The sequence below is a fragment of the Oceanobacillus kimchii X50 genome, from assembly GCF_000340475.1.
GTDB lineage: Bacteria > Bacillota > Bacilli > Bacillales > Amphibacillaceae > Oceanobacillus > Oceanobacillus kimchii.
The window spans coordinates 394,869-413,324 of the sequence record NZ_CM001792.1 but is presented as its reverse complement, the minus strand read 5'-3'; the positions used below and the strand labels follow the sequence as shown (position 1 = coordinate 413,324).

The window sequence follows — 18,456 nt, the reverse complement described above, 5'->3', positions numbered from 1 at the left end:
TATGTATTCGAAAAAAGATTCTGAGGATTTCCCTCAGAATCTTTTAACTTTACTGTTCAATCGTAACATCTTTTAATAACAACATTTTTGTGGGTAACATTTCTAGGTTGTTTACACTTTCATGTACACCCATTAAATAATCTTTATGCATAAGATAAACTACCGGAGCTTCCTCTACTAGTATCTCTTGCGCACGCTGATATTTATTGAATCGCTCTTCCTCATCAATCTCTGTGAGACCCTCATCTAGCAGTTGATCCAGCTCGTCATTTTGCATAAATGTACGATTCCCAGAAGGTCCAATGTTATCTGAGTGGAATAATGGCGCGATACCATTATTCGCTTCTGCTGTACTATTTGACCATCCTAAGATGAACATATCGTGGTTACCTTTTCCTATTTCCTCCAGGTATGCTGCCCATTCAAATACTTCAATATCTATAGAAATCCCTATAGCTTTTAGTTGCGCCTGGACATTCGTAGCAATATCTAAACGCTCTCTCGTTTCATTCGTCCATATAGTTGCAGAAAAACCATCTGGATAACCAGCTTCTGCTAATAATTCTTTTGCTTGTTCAACATCATATTCTAATCCAGTTAGATCTTCATCATAATCAGCAACTCCAGGAGCTAGAGGACCAATCGCTTTTTTCCCATAACCATTTGCGATTCCATCAATGATCTCATCTTTATTAATTGCCATCGAGATAGCTTGGCGAACAAGCTTATCATCAAATGGTTCTTGTTCCATATTAAAACCTAAATAATCTAAAGAAACACTACCTTGTTGATTTACAAACATTTCCTCTGATTGCTCTAATTGCTCTACATCAGATGCACTAAGCGGATTCGATATATGTGAATCACCAGTTTGTAGTTCTGCGATTCGTGTTAGGTCCTCAGATACAACTTTAAATGTAACTGTATCTATATTAGCCGTTCCATCCCAATAATCCTCATTTTTCACTAAACGAATGTATTGCCCTGTATTCCATTCATCAAATTTAAAATAACCTGTCCCAATTGGATTTTCATTGATTACAGAACCTGGATTTTCACCATTCTCCATAGCTGCATAATCTTCTTCGATTAGTTTTGGAGAAATCATGGATCCAACTGGATGTGTTAAATTAGAAGGTAGTCCAGAAATTGGGTACTCTGTTTTAAATTGAACGGTATATTCATCCACAGCTACAACTTCTTCCACTCCATCTAATAAATAGGAATGAGGCGCAGCTACTTCTGGATCTAACATTCGTTCGATATTGGCTTTGACAGCTTCCGCATTAAATGGTTCGCCATCATGAAAAGTTACACCTTCTTGCAGTTCAAATTGCCAGGTATTATCATCCACTGTTTCCCAGCTTTTAGTCAAGCTAGGTTGTAAGTTCATATCGCTATCGTGTTTCACTAACTTTTCAAAAATATTGTATTGTACATCAAAGGAAGGTACATCATTTACTCCTGCAGGATCTAAAGCAACCGCATCAGAAACAGTTGCAATCACCAAATCTCCACCTTCTTGTTGATCCTGTCCATCCCCATTTCCTTCTGCTCCAGATTCATCTGGTTCACTAGCACAACCAACTAAAATAAATCCAATTACAACCATACTAAAAATAAGCCAGATACTTCTTTTTCCCACTTGAAATTCCTCCTTGTTTTATCATGTTGATTAAATTGTCAAAAAATGATGAAAATATTAATTTTAAATATACACAAATAATAATAGATTGACAATGTATTTGAAGGAATTTTCTTTCAATTGGAAAATATTGCGTTATTTATCCAACCATTGGTCCATAAATTCTACCGTTTTCTTATTCATCAGCACATGATTTTCGAGTTTTTCCGTTTGATGCCCTTCATCTTCAAAAATAATTAACTCAACATCTTTTCCTTGAGACTCTAAATCTTTAGTAAGCTGTTCAGCCTCTGAAACTGGTACACGAGTATCATTCTTCCCATGAAAAATAAGTAATGGTACTTGAATCTTTTCTGTATGATTCAATGGTGCAATTTCTTCAAAGAAATCACTATCATGCTCCAACGAACCATATTCCTGTTCACGTAGTCTTCGTCTCCATGGACCGGTATTTTCTAAAAACGTGCGAAAATGGCTGATACCTACAATATCTACTGCTGCAGCCCATACCTTAGGATAATGCGTAATAGCAGCTAATACCATAAATCCACCGTAACTTCTCCCCATAATTCCAACACGATCCCTGTCTGTTTGATGTGTTGATACTAAATCTTTTACAAGATAGTTTAAATCCGCCACAGCATCCATTCTTTTCCGAATATCATCTAGTTGAACATACTTTCTACCATATCCCATGCTCCCTCTAACATTAGGAGCTGCAATTGTATATCCTAATGCAGCAAGGTACTGAATCACGGGGTTATACTCATTGCGAATTTGACTTTCAGGCCCACCATGGACATATATCATTACAGGTTGATTTGTTCTTTTCTCTCCATATAGAAAATAAGGAACTTCTAATCCATCAAACGAAGAAAAATGACAGACCTCAGGTTCCATCCACAGGTGACCAACTTCAGGACTTTCACCAATATGCGTTAATCGCTCTGATTCATCGTCTATTATATCTACTTTCCATATGTCACCTGGTAATGTAGAACTCGTTACTCCTACTAATAGTTCTCGATCATTTATCCATTGTAATGATTGATAGACTCCAACTGGTACATCTTTAATATTTGTTACTGCGTTTTTTTCTAAAGAATAGATTCCTAATTGTGAACTTCCACCTTCATTTAGTGAGAATGCAAGATACTGTTCATCAACAGATATCTTTACTTCCTCAATGTCCCATTGTTCACTTTTATAGATAAATTCTAATAAATTCGGTTTTTCAAGATCGAACTTTGCAATTGCTAAAGTGTCTCTGCCTTCATCTGTTACAACATATCCTGACATATTATCTTTTGTTATCTGAACAGAATGGTATCTAGCTGGGACATTTACATTACCAATTGGCGTCGTCTTTCCTGATTCAAGATTTAGAATATGTAATTGATTATCAATATTAGAAACAGCGTACGAAAAAATAATACCTTTACCATCTGCCGTCCAAATTAATGGAGTACAATTTGTTTCCGATTCAAACACAGTGACTTCTTCTTTTGTTTCAATATCTAATGTAAAAATATCAAAATATCCAGGATTTCTCCTATTGCTTGCGTAAGTGATTTTGCTCCCATCTGGAGACCAACCACCAAATTGGTGAAAATGCTCAGGAGACAGTACTAACTCTTCTATTGTGTTTCCTTTGTCTGATGTTAAATAGAATTGTTGCTTTTCGTTCCCTTCAAAGTCAGAGGCTAGTATTGTGTGCTCCCCAGAAGGAGAATGATAAACCTGTAATACTCTATCCTTTAACTCATGAAAAGCAGAGACTTCTCCACTTTCATCTATCTTCCATACTTGTGGTCTTCCCGTAAGATTTGCCAAAAACGTAAAGCCCCTATTCTTCCCAATTTTTCTAGGTTGGTATGCACCTTTTGCATTCAAGAATGACAATAACTTGTTTTCATCTTGTTTTTTTGACATGTTGACACCTCCATGTTGAATATTCTAATTTTTTGTTGTATTTTTAAAACTATTAATATAACAATAAAGTATAGATGAAATAAACTAATAAATCAATTTCATCATACGTCTTATAGGGGGGAGAAACCATGATTGCTATAACTGGATCAACGATATGGAACGGAAACGAGGATGTACTGGAAGGATACACAATACTTATTAAAGACAGAAAAATTGAGCGAATCTCGAAAAACATTACCATACCATCTAACTATCAAACTATTGATGGAAATGGACTAACCATTACACCAGGACTTATTGACGTACATACACATTTAGGCGTTTCTGAAGAGGGCGTTGGCAAAGAAGGTGCTGACTTTAATGAAACTTCGAGCCCTACATCTCCTGAAGTTCGTGCGATTGATGGAATCAATCCTCGAGAATATGGCTTTGAAGTAGCTAGAGAATCAGGCATTACTACTGTCCAAGTAATGCCTGGGAGTGCAAACGTCATCGGTGGTGAAATGTCAGTGTTAAAAACAACTGGCTCTGTTATTGACGAGATGGTCATTCGTTCAACTTCAGGTATGAAGGCTGCTACTGGAGAGAACCCTAAAATTTTCCACGGGTCTAAAGGAAAAATGCCTACTACCCGTATGGGAGTAGCAGCTACAATAAGACAGAAATTATTTGAAGCAAAATACTATTCGAACAATAGCAACGCTTCATTTGATCTTGGATTGGAACAATTAGCAAAAGTTATAAATAAAGAAATTCCGCTACGTGTTCATGCACATCGTGCAGATGATATCGTGACCGTATTAAGGCTAAAAAAAGAATTTGACATCGATGTAACGATTGAACACTGTACAGAAGGACACTTTATTGCCGATTATATTGCAACACATGATGTCATGGTTTCTGTAGGACCGACGATGTCTACAAGATCTAAAGTGGAGTTAAAGGATAAAAATTGGAAAACCATCAAGACATTGACAGATGCTGGGATTTCATGTTCTATAACTACCGATCACCCAGTTGTCGGTATTGAGTATTTATTAACTAGCGCCATTCATGCAATTAAAAATGGACTTACCGAACAACAAGCATTAAAAACAATCACTTCGAATGCTGCTAAACACCTAGGTGTAGATAATCGTGTAGGTTCATTAGAAGCCGGAAAAGATGCTGATTTTCTTCTATGGGACGGGAACCCATTTGACTTACAAACTAGTTTACTTGATGTCTATATCGACGGAACCAAAGTATCATAAAACAAAAATTTCATTCAGTGGGGGCGCTTATTTTTTTGATTAAATACTTCTTCTTACTCAGCCCCTTTTTAACTTAGCCTATTGCAATTATTTAGCTAAAATAGTAAACTAACAACAACTTAGTTAATTAATTTAATTAAGTCTATAGAAATTAACATTTATTTGAGGAGGGTTTTTATTGAAATCTATAATTCAATTACAGCAATTATTTTCTTCCATTTTTAACACTACTCAACAACCACGTATATTCTTTTCGCCCGGCAGAATCAATTTAATAGGTGAACATACAGATTACAACGGTGGTCATGTCTTTCCTGCAGCCATTAATATGGGAACGTATGCATTAGCTGCCAAACGCAGTGATAATAAACTAAACATGTACTCTGCTAATTTCCCTGATGAAGGAATTATCGATTGTGATCTTTCCAATCTTGCATATCATGAACATCATCGTTGGGCTAATTTCCCAAAGGGAATGTTTCATTACTTAATGAACGCTGGTTACGAAATCCGTACTGGTGCGGATATATTATTTTATGGCGATATCCCAAATAGCGCAGGATTATCCTCTTCTGCATCATTAGAATTAGCTACTGGTACAGTATTTGAAGGATTGTATAACAAAAAAATAGATCGACTTGAAATGGTAAAAATAGGACAAAAAGTAGAAAATGAATATATTGGTGTAAACAGTGGTATCATGGATCAATTTGCAGTTGGTATGGGGAAGAAAAACCATGCGATTCTATTAAACTGTGACACTATGCAATATTATTACGCTCCTCTTCCCTTAGATGGTTATAATTTTATAATAATCCATACAAATAAAGCCCGTACATTGGCTGGATCTAAATATAATGAACGGCGTTTACAATGTGAAAACGCACTACAAGATCTCCAATCTAACTTGAATATTGATTCATTAGCAGATTTAACTACAGATACTTATGAAGCAAATAAACACCTTATTCGTGATCCAATTTATCGAAAGCGAGCCAAACATGTAGTTTATGAAAACGCTCGTACTCTACAAGCTCTTGAAAAACTCAAACAACATGACCTAAAAGCATTCGGACAATTAATGAAGGAATCTCACATTTCATTACGTGATGATTATGAAGTAACAGGAAAGGAACTCGATACAATTGTGGAAGCTGCTTGGGAACAATCCGGTGTGATTGGAGCAAGAATGACTGGCGCAGGTTTTGGAGGTTGTGCAATTGCCATTGTGAAGACTAGTCAGAAAGAACAATTTCAACAACAGGTTCAACAAATCTATCAAGAAAGAACTGAGTTAGATGCTACTTTTTATACCGTCACGATGCATGATGGTGCAAAAGAAATCACTAAAGGAGTGAAGGCATGAGTGTATTAGTTTTAGGGGGTGCGGGGTATATTGGCTCTCATGCAGTTTATCAGCTTATCGAAGAAGGTCATCAAGTCATTGTTATTGATAATTTAATCACAGGACATAAGAAGGCCATTCATAAGAATGCTACTTTTTATAATGGAGATATTCGTGACTTACATTTTCTCCACACCGTCTTTGAAAAAGAAGATATCGAAGCTGTTTTTCATTTTGCAGCTAGTTCACTTGTAGGTGAATCGATGGAACAGCCACTAAACTACTTTGATAATAATGTCTATGGGACACAGCAAGTTCTAAAAGCGATGGTTAAAGCGCATGTAGACAAAATTATATTTTCATCTACTGCAGCAACCTATGGCGAACCAATCTCTATTCCTCTTACAGAAGACATGCCCGCTATACCCACTAGTCCTTACGGGGAATCAAAACACATGATGGAAAAGTTGATGCGTTGGGCAGAAAAATCACATGGTATCAAATATGTTTCTTTACGCTACTTTAATGTTGCTGGGGCAAAAGAAAGCAGCGAAATTGGCGAAGATCATCACCCTGAAACCCATTTAATTCCAATCGTTTTACAAGTGGCTTTAGGACAACGAGAAAATATCACGATTTTTGGTGATGACTATGACACTTCTGACGGAACCTGTGTAAGGGATTATGTTCATGTAGAAGATTTAATTGATGCACATCTGCTTGCATGGAATTATCTAAATCAAGGTGGTAATAGCCTTATTTGCAACTTAGGTAGTAATAATGGATTTTCTGTAAAAGAAATAATCGAGACAGCAAGAAAAGTTACTGGCAAAAACATACCAATAAAAACTGGTGTACGGCGTGCTGGAGACCCGAGTAAATTAATTGCCAGTGCATCTAAAGCCCAAAATCAACTTCATTGGCATCCAAAAAGAACTTCGATTGAAAAAATTATTATCGATGCCTGGAATTGGCATGTAAATCACCCGAACGGTTATGGAAAGGAAGATTAAACAATGATTTTTTCATTGATTTCTGGACTACTTAAACAAAGCATAGAAAAAAATTTAATCTTAGAAGAGGACCGAATTTATGTTAAAAATCAAGTCCTCCACCTTTTAAAATTAGAGTCTTCTCCACAAATCATACGTCCAAAGGAAGATACTATACCAAACTTACTAGATCATATTATAGAATATGCAGTAAATGAAAAGATCATAGACAATGTTTTGGATGAAAAAGAAATACTCACTGCCGATATTATGAATTGTTTTTTATCAAAACCATCTGAAATAAGAAATAAATTTCAACAATACTATTTGAAATCTCCTAAAGCTGCTACAGACTATTTTTATGAATTAAGTAAGAACAGCAATTATATTCAAATGAATCGAATCAACAAAAATATTTCTTTTAAAGTGGATACTGAATATGGAGTTATGGATATAACTATTAATTTATCAAAACCTGAAAAAGAACCAGAACAAATTAAGCGAGAGAAAGAGAATCATTCCCATGTTAATTACCCAAAATGCCTTCTCTGTATTGAAAATGAAGGGTATGGAGGACGTATTGGGCATCCAGCCAGATCAAACCATCGCATTATACCAGTAATACTTCAAGATGAAACATGGTATCTACAATACTCTCCATATGTCTATTATAATGAGCATTGTATTTTATTATCAGAAAAGCATCGAGATATGAAAATTAATCAAGATACGTTCTTTCGCTTACTTACGTTTACAGAGAAATTCCCACATTATTTTATCGGTTCAAATGCCGATTTACCAATTGTAGGAGGCTCTATATTGAGCCATGACCATTATCAAGGTGGCAACTACGAGTTTGCTATGCCAAATGCCGTAGATGACTTTACATTTGAACTGAATGCTTTTCCAACCGTAAAGTCCTCAATCATTAAATGGCCAATGTCAGTGATTCGACTAAAGGGTGAAAAAAAGGAAGAGATTATCAAAGCTGCCGAATTCATCAGAGAAAAATGGAAGTATTATACGGATGAAGAAGCAAACATCCGAGCATTCACTGATGACACACCGCATAATACAATCACACCTATTGCAAGAAAACGACAAGATCAATTTGAACTGAATCTCGTCCTGAGAAATAATCGCACTGACGAGACGCATCCAATGGGTATCTTCCATCCCCACGAAGATGTTCATCATATAAAAAAAGAAAATATCGGTTTAATTGAAGTAATGGGATTAGCTGTTCTGCCGCCTAGGCTAATTAACGAACTAAAAGAAATAAAAGAATTTATCGCTGGCAACACTACATCCGTAACATTATACCATCAGGAATGGGCCAATGAACTAAAACAGAAATATACAAATCTATCCGATGCGAATGAGTTAGATATAGTTATTAAACAAGAACTAGGAAATAAATTCGTTAAAGTATTACAAGATGCAGGTGTATGTAAGAACCGTGATGATTTTAATCGCTTTATCGACTATATGAATAGCTGACAAACCAAAAATAGTTTTATAAAATAAGTTTACTACATGTATTCATGAGGAGAATACTATGAATCTACTATTAGAACAATATCAATGGGTGCAAAAAACCAGAGAAATACTATTTAAATACTGTGAGACGATGTCATTCGAGGACTATAAGGTAGAAATTGATGGGGATTCTATCTGTAGTTTACATGCTCACGTAGCAGATTGTTATCATGTATGGCTAGGTAATCGAGCAATGGGAAAATCACTTCCTTCTATAGATGGTGCATCGATTCAAGACGTAAAGGAGATGCGTATAGTTTATACAGAAACGGACCGTCTCGTAGAACAATTTTTAACAGAGTTTAATGAAAACTGGGATAAAGAAATTCCTGTTATCTTTCGTAACGGAGACAAAGCAACATTTACAACACTTTGGCTATATACCCACACCGTTACACATGAATTTCATCATAAAGGCCAGATCGTTAAATTAGGTAGAAGGCTCGGATATATTCCACCCGATACCGATCTGATTGAGAAATAATAAATTAAAAGCGTATGAATTCACATTTGATGTGAACTCATACGCTTTCCCTATGCTTGTTGGTCAAATAACTCTACTAATACTAAGGAAGCCGCACCATACATCGTTGCATCATCCCCTAGTTCAGATACTACAATTTGTGTATTCTTCGCCCTTTCTGTTAACACTCTTTTTTCTACTGTTTGAATCAAAGATGGAAGTATAAATTGTTTACTTTTCATAACGCCCCCACCTAGAACAATCCTCTCTGGGTTCAAGGTATGGATAACATTAACAATTGCTATTCCCATAATTTCTCCTGTGTTTTCCAGATGTTCCATTGCTTGCTTCTCTCCATCAATTGCTTGTTCATATATATCTGCAGCAGTTAGAGCTTCTTTAGTATGAAACTTATTCGAAAACCGACTAGCAATTGCTGGACCACTGGCATAAGATTGAAAGCAACCTCGATTGCCACAAGAGCAAATATCCCCTTTCAAATCAATTGTCATATGCCCTACTTCTCCAGCAATATCCTGCGCTCCATGTAACAGTTCTCCTTTAATTACAATACCTGCACCTACGCCATTACCAAAATTAATCGCCAGCATACTATCTGTATCACTATGTTCACCAAACCATGCTTCTCCTAGTGCCATTGCTCGTGCATCATTTTCCACTTTTACCATATATGGAAATACTTCCTCTAAACGAGATTTTATCGGAATATCATGTAAATGAAGGTTTGGTGCAATTAATGATGTTCCGGTGTCCACATCGACCACACCATGCATGGCTACACCAATACCAATGATTTTTGATGTATTAATGTATTTATCATTGACTACAGACTGTATAGAGGACACTAGTAACGCAAGAAAGTCTTCCTTACTTATGTTTTCGGACAAGACATTAGATATTCGTGTAATAATTTTCCCCGTTACATCCGTTACTGCACAGTCTATGGTTTCCGGTCCTGCATCGACTCCTATCACATACAATTCTCTATTAATATGTAATAAAGTTGGTTTCCTTCCCCCACTTGAATTCCCCAATATGCTTTCCACTACTAAGCCTTCTTCCATTAATTCTCTAACAATACTACTTACTGTCGGCGGCGTTAAAGAAGTATCTTTTGCTATTTGGGCTCTAGAGATTTGTTCTTTTATTCTTATGGTATTTAATACAATTGATTTATTCACTGACTTCATTAATTGAAATGTTCCTCGTTGCATGAAAAGTCCTCCGTCATCAATGGTTTGCAGTAATTATAACATAATTAGTTAACTTAATTTATAAACAAATAAAGAAAAAACATCGAGCAGTATATGAAATTGACTCAACTAAAAAACATAGAAAGCACCTTGTAAATTNNATTAATGCTTTTTGTGCATGTAGACGATTCTCTGCTTGTTGGAATACGACAGATTGTTTTCCATCGATTACTCCTGTAGTCACTTCTTCTCCACGATGAGCTGGTAAGCAATGCATGAAGATTGCATCTGTTTTTGCTTTTTCTAACAACCTTTCATTTACTTGATAGTTTTCAAAATCTTTTTCTCGTTGCTGTTGCTCTTCTTCCTGCCCCATACTGGCCCATACATCAGTATAAAGAACATCTGCGCCTTGTACTGCTGTCTCTACATCCGTTGTCCATTCAATAATTGCTCCATGTTGATCAGCTATACTTTTGGCTTTAGTTAGTACCTCTTTATTAGGTGTATATCCATCCGGTGTTACGGCTACCATATGCATGCCTGTTAATGAAGCTCCTATCATTAAAGAGTGAGTCATATTATTACCATCACCAATATATACCAATTTTTCTCCTTGAAGTTTACCTTTAACCTCCTTAATCGTTTGTAAATCGGCTAATACTTGACAAGGGTGATACAAATCAGTTAATCCATTAATAACAGGAATACTAGCATGCTTGGCTAGTTCTTCCACATCTTCTTGCGCAAACGTTCGAATCATAATACCATCTAAATATCCAGAAAGAACTTTCGCCGTATCGGCAATGGTCTCTCCTCTGCCAATCTGAATATCTTTGGAACTCAGAAAAATCCCCAAGCCTCCAAGTTGATAGATTCCCGTTTCAAAAGATACTCTTGTTCTCGTGGAAGACTTTTCAAAGATCATACCTAATGTTTTTCCTTTTAAAGGCTCAAAAATAACTCTATCTTTTTGTTGTTTTTTCAAGTAATCCGCTAAATCAATTAAGTATTCGATCTCATCTTTTGTATAATCCGCTAAAGTTAAGAAATCTTTTCCTTTTAACTCCTGTTGTTGAAAATGAATTTCCTGAGTATTCGTCGCCATTCTTCACGCACACCTTTCCAAATTGGTTGTATGAATTATTATGCAACAAAAAGAATAAATATACAATAGATATATATAAATTAGTAATATTATTTTATTGAAGTGGTGAAAGGAGTAATATATGATAAAAGTGGAGGTGATAACTGATGGGTATTAGAAAAACTCTGAACCCAGAATTGGTGAACTCTCATGCAAAGCCTATTTGGAATGGCGATACTTTGTGTGAGATAGTTCGTAATTAATCGCCAATCTCATTTCTGAATATGGCTTTGCTCCATTGAATATGTAAATTCAATTAAAAAGGAGTCTTCAGAAATGGAAAAATTCATAAAAAATCATCAGTATAATCACATTAAAAATCAAGCACTCAACATCGTGAATGCATATTCCACTATTCAAGATAAGAAAGTTATTGAAGCAGTAAAGTTTAGTGCATTAGAAAAAATAACGAATGAAATTTATTTGGATGATGAACAAGAAACACTGATAAAACATATAGTTCATCTAAAAGAAAAAGAACACATTGAACAATTTCTGGAAGGGATAATCCCTTATATTATACCTTTTGGTCCAATTACAGAAAAAAGTATTCTTAAACAATTTCCGAAAGCTAAAAAATTACAGCTTCCAAATCTTCAAGAAAGTAATTTTTCAAAACTATCCTATTTAAGTTGGTTTGATACTCGCGCTCAGAGAAAATATATCATTTTTGAATATAAAAATGGTTTTAAAGGGTTTGGAGGAACATTTAAACCCCTTTACACAAAAGGAATTTGTTCATTATGTAATCAACTTAATGATGTCGGGCTATTTATGGCACGTGCAAAAAGTGGTAAAGAAACCTATGTGAACAGAGGAAATTATATTTGTAGCGATAGTGACAATTGTAATGCACAAATAACCAACTTACAGTATATGGAAAAATTTATAGAGACCCAATTAAAATAAGTAATGTACAAAGGAGATAACTAGTGTGTTATCTCCTTTGTACATTACTTATTATTTTTCAACTAACAGGGCAATCGTATCATTTCCCTCGATAAATGCTTCTCCTGCTATATTATTATAAATAGATAATATAGTGAAGCCTGCTTCTTCTAATTCACTTCAACTATAAATATATATCAGCTATTATCGATTACCTATACTTCACTTATTTTTTGTTGTATTTGTTTCAAATGATGGTTATCATGTTTTACAAATATGCTCGCAAAGCTCTCTGCGGAAAAACGTCTCTTCCCTGATCCAATCGTAAATCTCGCATTAGGATCTACATTTTCAAGTCTTTCCACAAGTTTTCTGCGTTCATCAATAAACATAGCTATAATTTCCTCGACAGAGAAGCCATCTAATCCTTGAATCACTTGTGCATTAAATAAATCGTGTTCTGGGAACTCAGGTAGTGTCTCTTCACGTTTCATCAAAGGTACCATTTCTTCTGCATTGTATATATCCCATCCATAAAGGTGTCCGATAATTTCCCGTATCGACCACTTTTCTTCTTTAATAGGATCTTGAAGAACTTCATTATTCTCCGAACGAATGCTTTCCACTTTTTGAATCATATTTTCTAAATCCTGAATATTAGACAATAATAACTCCTCCCTCTCATGTCTATTTCAATTGCAATACAACCACTTTCAGATAATCGCCTTGTTTATAACGGCTATTCACCAAGAAATCTCCAGGTAGTGTAAATTCCTCTACAATAGCGTATTTTTTATTTTTATCCTTAAAACCTCGATCAATCATTTCTTTAAACTTCTTCATACCAAATGATGCTGTATTGGTAGATGCAATAATCATCCCATCTTTTTGTACTATATCAATGGAATTCTTAATTAATTCTGGGTAATCCTTTGCTGTTCGAAACGTACGCTTTTTGGACCTCGCAAAACTTGGAGGATCGAGTACTACTACATCAAAAAGCAGTTCTTTACGCTTCGCATAGTTAAAGTAATCAAACACATCCATAACAATAATATCTTGCTGCTCAAAATCAATTCCATTTACACTGAATTGTTCAATCGTTCTAGCCTTACTGCGCTTTGCTAAGTCAACACTAGTTGTTTTATACGCTCCACCTAATGCTGCAGCTACAGAAAAAGCACCGGTATACGAAAATGTATTTAATACATGCTTATCTTTGGCATATTTATCTCTTATTGCCTTTCGTACATCACGCTGATCAAGGAAAATACCTACCATAGCGCCATCGTTTAAATAAACAGCATAGTTCATCCCATTTTCTTGTACAATAATCGGAAACTCCCCGCGCTCTCCTCTTACAAAGTCATCATCATCAATATACTTACCCTTCGTATCAAAACGTTTCTTTTCATAAATTGCACGGTAGTCACCAAGTTCTTCAAACACTTCAAGTACCCATTCTTTAAATTGATAAATGCCTTCACTATACCACTGAATGACATAATATCCATCAAAATAATCGATGATTAGTCCGCCTATGCCATCTCCTTCCCCATTAAAAATACGAAAAGCATTTGTCATTTCATCCTGATAATAGGAAGTACGTTTATTTAGTGCTGTAAGTATCTTTTGTTTGAATAATAATCGATCAATCGGTTGGTTCTCTTTAAATGTTAGTACCCAACCCATTCCTTTATTTTGAAAACCAACATACCCTTTTCCTAAAAAACTTCCACGAGGATCTACTAATTCAATAATATCTCCTTCTATAAAATGGTTAGTATTATCTACCGCTTCACTTAAAATTAATGGGGTCTGGTTTTTAAAGTTCTTCACATAGTTTTGCTTAACTTTTAATTGTTTCATATTGTCATCCTAACTACCTCTAAAGGAAACCCTTTATAGTTTTATTTTTGAAAAAATACATGTGTCACGTAAACTTCCTCTATAATCAATCTCATCATTTCTCAAGATTCCCTCAAGATCAAATCCAGCTCTTTCTGCAACTGCTCTGCTTTTTGTATTTTTAGAGTCACAACGAATTTCTACTCGATTTGCTTCTAATTGTTCAAATGCAAACCGGGTTAATCCATGGACAACCTCTGTCACGTATCCTTTACCACTTTGACGGGAATCTACCCAATAACCAATTTCAAACTTTCTTGCTTTCCAGTCAATTCGATGTAATCCGGTTGAAGCAATAAATTTCCCCGTTTCTTTACTGTAAACATGAAAACGCAAATCTTTTCTCGCAATAAAGTTTACATATGCTTCCTTCGTATTTGCTTTACGCTCTTCTTCTGATTCATCATTTCGTGCAAACGGAAGCCATGGTTCTAACTCTGCTTTGGAAGCACGTACTGCCTCATGTAATTCCTTCCAATCATCTAACTTCGGTGCTCGAATCAATAACCTCTCTGTCTCCACGTAATCGGGAAACTCTATTAATATCGGTTCCATCCTCATTCCCCCAAATATAGTTATTCACTTATTAACGGTTTACTATGAAATATTGAAGCTTATTTTTCAACAAGTAATAAGAAAAAGTCCCCTTCTTTTCCTTCTTCATATAAATTATTAATTGATGTTGCGTATTGCCCAATTGTGGCTGAAAACGTTATATTTTTTTCTGGTATTTGTACTCGAAAATCATTTTCATATAATAATACCGTAATATCGTGATAGGTTTCACTCGTCACTTTAAAGTAAAACGACAACTCTGTTTTTTCATTTTGATCCTTTAACTTAACATCTCTAGCAATTAATTCATGGTTGTTTAACACAATTACCAAAGTATTGCCTCCTAATTATACTCCTACTTTTTCACTTCTTCTTTCCATTAAAACTACATCTCGCCATCCGTTATCCATTCCTTCCATCTTTCCAATCTTTTCTCTAACTCCTACTTTACGAAAGGAAAATTTATCATGTAACCTGATGCTGCCTATATTCTCAGGAAAAATTTCGGATTGCAACATCCAAAACCCTTCTTTTTCACTTTGTACAATTAATGATTCCATTAACATGGAACCAATACCTTTTCCAAGACTATCCTTATCTAAATAAATACTAACCTCTGCAACCCCTGAATAAAATTGTCGAGATGATATAGGTAATAATGCAGCCCAACCTAATACCTTGGCTCCCTCTTTTACAACTAATCTACAGGTTGTTAGGTGATCCTTGTCCCAATCTTCCCAGCTCTCCCATTCTGGTTTTTTTGTTTCAAAGGTTGCATTCTTTGTTTCCATTCCTTCAATATATATGTTCAATACTGCATTCCAATCTGATTTCTTCATTTTTTCTACTATTATCACATCGGACACCTCAAATCTTCTTTTGATTTATATTTTCCAATTAGCGGTGATTTCGGTACAATATATTTAGTATATATGAGGGAGCGAAATAAATGAAAGTATATGTGGATGCGGATGCTTGTCCAGTGAAAGACATTATTATTAAAGAAGCTGGAAACCATAATATATCCGTTACTCTTGTAACCAGTCTATCTCATTATTCCCTTCATGAACATCCGGCTCATGTCGAAACTATTTATGTAGATACTGGTGCAGATGCTGCGGATTATCGGATTATGCAATTAGCACGCAAAGGAGATATCATCGTCACACAAGATTATGGGTTAGCCTCTCTAGCTTTAGCAAAAGGTTGTTATGTACTTCATCATAAAGGATTTGCCTACACAAATCATAATATCGATCAATTATTACAATCTCGATACTTAAGTGCAAAAGAGAGAAAAAGCGGGAAACGTACGAAAGGACCTAAAGCATTGACGGAAGAAGATCGAATGAATTTCAATCAATTATTTCTTCAGTATATTACTAAGTAATCCAACTATGTTTGAAAAAACGCCTCTATTGTTGCACATACACTAGCAACAATGGAGGCGTTTCTATCCGTACTTTAATTGGTTTCCAATTTGCCACAAAAACTAAATTTAGGCTAATAAGAACAACTCTAACTTCTTTCTAGTTTATCCTACTTTGTTTTCATTAATAAATAGATAAAGTATGGAGTACTTACTATCGAAACTACAATACCAACCGGAACAGAACTTGGAGCTAATAAATTGCTTCCCATTATATCGGCTACCATTAATAAAACTGCACCAAGTAAAGCTGAGATTGGTATTACATATTGGTGCATGGGCCCAACTATTTTTCTAACTATATGAGGTACTACTAACCCTAAGAAAGCAATTGCTCCTCCTGCAGCTACAGATGCTCCAGCTAACGCAACCGCAATGAATAAAAGTAATCCTCTTTCCTTTTCCACTTTGATACCCAAGCCAGAAGCTACATCATCTCCTAAGTTAAAAACGTTAAGCGATTTTGACTTTTTAATGGCAATAGGAATGAGTATAAGCATCCATGGTAATAAAGCAAATACGAAATTCCAGCTAGCATTCCATATATCACCCGATAACCAAATAGTTACTTGTCGGTAATTCTGCGGGTCCATTTTCAATTGCATAATAGTCAGTAATGCACTAAAAGCTGCATTTACACCAATTCCAACAAGCACCAAACGAATAGCTGTAACTCCTTTTTTCCAAGCTAACGCATAGATAATTACTGCAGCTGTTAATGCTCCAATTAAAGCAACAAACGGCATTGCAAATATAGACAGCGGGCTTGAACTCGGTATAACACCTTGAAAGAAAAATAAGAATAATACAATCGCAAATCCTGCTCCTGTGTTAATTCCCAGAATACCAGGATCGGCTAATCCATTCTGGGTAATCCCTTGCATAATAGCTCCAGAAACTGCTAAGCCTGCTCCAATTAATAATGCAAGAATAATTCCAGGTAACCGAAAATTAAATAACACCAGTTCTTGCCGATCCGTACCATTTTGCATTAGTGTTTGTATTACCTCTTTTGGGGATATAGAGATTATTCCCAAATTTAAACTGAGAAAAGAAAAACCTATCATTAATACAATTAATACTCCACTAATCGTCCAAAAACGTTTCCACTTTACCTGTTCTAATTCATTCATTTCTTGTCACCCCCGCTACCTCTTGCTAAGTAGAGGAAGAATGGTACTCCAATGATAGATGTAATTGCACCAACTGGTGTTTCGAACGGTGCGTTAATCATTCTCGCAACTAAATCTGCATTTACTAAAAGGAGAGATCCAAACACAGCTGAAGTAGGTATGACCCATCGATAGTCTGTGCCAATAATAAACCGAGTGATATGAGGAATAATTAAACCCACAAACCCAATAGAACCTGCAATCGATACCGCCACTCCTGTTAATAATAATACTGAAATAATACCCATTATCTTAATTACCATATTATTTTGACCTAGACCTGTTGATAAATCATCGCCCAGACTTAAGACTGTAATAGATTTTGAAATAGATAATGCAATCAACATTCCTAAAATGCCAATCAAGACTAACAGCTGAACGGATCCCCAGTTTGATCCATCCAATCCACCCGCAAGCCAAAAACCAATATCTTTTTCCAGCTGAAAATGCAATGAAATTACAGATGATACAGATCGTAAAAGCGTACCAATAGCTACACCTGCTAGAGCTAATTTCACTGGAGTTAGCCCACTACTTGAGAACGAACCAACTAAAAATACAAGTGTAACAGCCACACCCGCACCTATAAACGATCCTAGCGTCAGTCCTCCACTTGATACTGAAGGAAAAAAAGCCATCATTATAACCAGAGCAAATGCAGCACCATCGGTAACACCCATAATGGACGGAGAAGCTAATGGGTTTCGAGTCATCCCTTGCATTACAGTACCTGATACTGCTAAAAATGCACCAACTAAGGCAGCAGATAATGCTCTAGGAATGCGTAACTCCTGGATAACTTGGTGAGATTGATTATCTGGATTAAAATTTACAACAGCGTTCCAAACTGTATGTAAATCTATGTTTGTGGCACCATAGGAAATAGATATTCCAATTGAAAAAACGATTAAACATAAACCAATTATATTTAAACCCAATTTTGATATGGTAGATTGTGTAAAAGTTTTCATGTA

17 protein-coding genes and 1 pseudogene are annotated in these 18,456 nt (G+C 35.5%); 7 read left to right on the top strand and 11 right to left on the bottom strand.

Features of this window, described 5'->3' with window-relative positions; all coding sequences use genetic code 11:
- Nucleotides 1-49 precede the first annotated feature (49 nt).
- Nucleotides 50-1,645 (bottom strand): glutathione ABC transporter substrate-binding protein, encoded by a 1,596-nt coding sequence (locus tag C794_RS02350; protein ID WP_017795541.1) that lies wholly within the window; start codon nt 1,643-1,645, stop codon nt 50-52.
- 135 nt (nt 1,646-1,780) lie between these two features.
- A complete protein-coding gene (locus tag C794_RS02345) occupies nt 1,781-3,577 on the bottom strand; it encodes a S9 family peptidase (RefSeq protein ID WP_017795540.1) in 1,797 nt (598 codons plus the stop codon).
- A gap of 128 nt (nt 3,578-3,705) precedes the next feature.
- On the opposite strand from C794_RS02345, the gene C794_RS02340 reads away from it, so the two are divergent.
- The 5 genes from C794_RS02340 (at nt 3,706) to C794_RS02320 (ending at nt 9,190) form a co-directional block, all read left to right on the top strand.
- Entirely contained in the window at nt 3,706-4,830 is a 1,125-nt protein-coding gene (locus C794_RS02340; RefSeq protein ID WP_017795539.1) for an amidohydrolase, read from the top strand.
- 178 nt (nt 4,831-5,008) lie between these two features.
- The gene (locus C794_RS02335; protein ID WP_017795538.1) at nt 5,009-6,196 is read left to right on the top strand and encodes a galactokinase; all 1,188 of its coding nucleotides are present in this window, start codon (nt 5,009-5,011) and stop codon (nt 6,194-6,196) included.
- Nucleotides 6,193-7,188, top strand: a complete 996-nt coding sequence (galE, locus tag C794_RS02330; RefSeq protein ID WP_017795537.1) for a UDP-glucose 4-epimerase GalE — start codon at nt 6,193-6,195, stop codon at nt 7,186-7,188. Before C794_RS02335 ends, galE begins: the two co-directional genes overlap by 4 nt.
- Nucleotides 7,189-7,191: 3 nt before the next feature.
- Nucleotides 7,192-8,667: a UDP-glucose--hexose-1-phosphate uridylyltransferase gene (locus C794_RS02325; RefSeq protein ID WP_017795536.1), complete on the top strand. Its 1,476-nt coding sequence runs from the start codon at nt 7,192-7,194 to the stop codon at nt 8,665-8,667.
- Between the two features lie 58 nt (nt 8,668-8,725).
- Nucleotides 8,726-9,190 (top strand): DinB family protein, encoded by a 465-nt coding sequence (locus C794_RS02320; RefSeq protein ID WP_017795535.1) that lies wholly within the window; start codon nt 8,726-8,728, stop codon nt 9,188-9,190.
- Nucleotides 9,191-9,240: 50 nt separating this feature from the next.
- Here the strand turns inward: C794_RS02320 and C794_RS02315 are convergent, their stop codons facing one another.
- Together C794_RS02315 and argF are read right to left on the bottom strand one after the other, a co-directional pair.
- The gene (locus C794_RS02315; protein ID WP_017795534.1) at nt 9,241-10,404 is read right to left on the bottom strand and encodes an ROK family transcriptional regulator; all 1,164 of its coding nucleotides are present in this window, start codon (nt 10,402-10,404) and stop codon (nt 9,241-9,243) included.
- A gap of 58 nt (nt 10,405-10,462) precedes the next feature.
- On the bottom strand, nt 10,463-11,491 hold the full coding sequence (gene argF / locus C794_RS02310) for an ornithine carbamoyltransferase (protein WP_017795533.1): 1,029 nt from the start codon (nt 11,489-11,491) through the stop codon (nt 10,463-10,465).
- Nucleotides 11,492-11,806: 315 nt separating this feature from the next.
- Between argF and C794_RS02300 the strand changes: the two genes are divergently transcribed.
- Entirely contained in the window at nt 11,807-12,439 is a 633-nt protein-coding gene (locus C794_RS02300; protein ID WP_017795531.1) for a FusB/FusC family EF-G-binding protein, read from the top strand.
- A 194-nt stretch (nt 12,440-12,633) separates the two neighbouring features.
- Here C794_RS02300 and C794_RS02295 read toward each other — a convergent pair.
- The 5 genes and pseudogenes from C794_RS02295 to C794_RS02275 all read right to left on the bottom strand — a co-directional run.
- Nucleotides 12,634-13,092, bottom strand: a pseudogene (locus tag C794_RS02295) (DinB family protein); the annotation flags it as partial.
- A 13-nt stretch (nt 13,093-13,105) separates the two neighbouring features.
- On the bottom strand, nt 13,106-14,287 hold the full coding sequence (locus C794_RS02290) for a class I SAM-dependent rRNA methyltransferase (protein WP_017795529.1): 1,182 nt from the start codon (nt 14,285-14,287) through the stop codon (nt 13,106-13,108).
- A 33-nt stretch (nt 14,288-14,320) separates the two neighbouring features.
- Nucleotides 14,321-14,881, bottom strand: a complete 561-nt coding sequence (locus C794_RS02285; protein WP_017795528.1) for a GNAT family N-acetyltransferase — start codon at nt 14,879-14,881, stop codon at nt 14,321-14,323.
- A gap of 59 nt (nt 14,882-14,940) precedes the next feature.
- Nucleotides 14,941-15,204 carry a DUF3219 family protein gene (locus C794_RS02280; RefSeq protein ID WP_230199327.1) on the bottom strand — a complete coding sequence of 88 codons (264 nt, stop codon included), beginning with the start codon at nt 15,202-15,204 and terminating at the stop codon, nt 14,941-14,943.
- A 24-nt stretch (nt 15,205-15,228) separates the two neighbouring features.
- Nucleotides 15,229-15,738, bottom strand: a complete 510-nt coding sequence (locus C794_RS02275; RefSeq protein ID WP_268258094.1) for a GNAT family N-acetyltransferase — start codon at nt 15,736-15,738, stop codon at nt 15,229-15,231.
- 92 nt (nt 15,739-15,830) lie between these two features.
- Between C794_RS02275 and C794_RS02270 the strand changes: the two genes are divergently transcribed.
- Complete coding sequence (locus tag C794_RS02270) at nt 15,831-16,271, top strand: YaiI/YqxD family protein (RefSeq protein WP_017795525.1); 441 nt, start codon at nt 15,831-15,833, stop codon at nt 16,269-16,271.
- Between the two features lie 149 nt (nt 16,272-16,420).
- Here C794_RS02270 and C794_RS02265 read toward each other — a convergent pair whose 3' ends face one another.
- Nucleotides 16,421-17,443 carry a FecCD family ABC transporter permease gene (locus C794_RS02265; protein ID WP_017795524.1) on the bottom strand — a complete coding sequence of 341 codons (1,023 nt, stop codon included), beginning with the start codon at nt 17,441-17,443 and terminating at the stop codon, nt 16,421-16,423.
- Nucleotides 17,440-18,453 (bottom strand): FecCD family ABC transporter permease, encoded by a 1,014-nt coding sequence (locus C794_RS02260; protein WP_017795523.1) that lies wholly within the window; start codon nt 18,451-18,453, stop codon nt 17,440-17,442. Before C794_RS02260 ends, C794_RS02265 begins: the two co-directional genes overlap by 4 nt.
- Nucleotides 18,454-18,456 lie beyond the last annotated feature (3 nt).